The 854-nt window shown below is 77.8% G+C and carries 1 protein-coding gene; it reads left to right on the top strand.

Annotated features, from left to right (window positions below; all coding sequences use genetic code 11):
* On the top strand, positions 1-854 hold an 854-nt coding region (locus B7L92_RS38925), incomplete at both ends, for a streptophobe family protein (protein ID WP_218030504.1).

Below are 854 nucleotides of genomic sequence, written 5' to 3'. Positions count from 1 at the left end.
CGACCTCGGTGACGTCGGGGGGCTGCTGCCGGACCGGATCGGGGACCTCGTCGACGCGGAGGCGACGGTCGGGTTCACCGTCGACACGGTGCCGACGCTGCTCGGCGGCCTCTGCTGGTCGGCCGGTGTCCTGCTCGTCGCGCTGCTGGCGTCCCGCCGCGCTCCCCTGCCGCGCGGCTGGGACGCCGTGCACCGGGCCGTCCGGCCGGCCGTGTCCGCCCTCGTCGCGGTGGGGCTGGTGGCGGTGGTGGCGGGGCTCGCCGCGGCGGGGTACGCGGCGATCGGCGACGACCATCCCCGGCGGATCGCCGGAGCGGCGCTGCTGGGGGCACCGAACGGGGTGGGGCTCGGTCTGTCGGTCGGCCTGTTCGTACCGTGGGACGGACGGGCGAGCGGGGCTCTGCTGCAGGTGCTTCCCAGCCCCTTGGACGACCTCCTGAGGGTCGGCTCCGACCGGCCCGTCACGCTGGGACGGCTGGCCGAGCTCGACGGGCGGGTGTGGCTGCTGGGGGTGGCGGCCGCTTTGGTGATGCTGCTGGCGGGGGTCCTGACGGCGGTGCGGACGCCGATGGGGCGGACGCCGGTGGGGCGCGCGGCGGCGCAGGCTCCGGGAACGGCCGGCCTCGCAGCGCGGTGCGCGCTGCGGCTGGGCGTCGTGACGGCTCTGGCGCTGCCGTTGTCGACCCTGCTGACGGAGGTGTCCGCGGACGCCTCGCTGTCCGTCCTCGGCCTCGACGCGTTCGGCGCCGGCATCCAGCTGCGCGGTCGCCTCGGCACGGCACTCCTGCTGGGCGCCGTCTGGGGAGCGGGAGCGGGTGCGGCGGGGGCGCTGCTGGCCCGGGCGAGCGGGACCG

The sequence above is a fragment of the Streptomyces viridosporus genome (assembly GCF_002078235.1).
GTDB classification, from domain to species: Bacteria; Actinomycetota; Actinomycetes; order Streptomycetales; family Streptomycetaceae; genus Streptomyces; species Streptomyces viridosporus.
The sequence above is the reverse complement of the archived record's forward strand: the minus strand, read 5'-3'. Positions and strand labels throughout refer to the sequence as shown.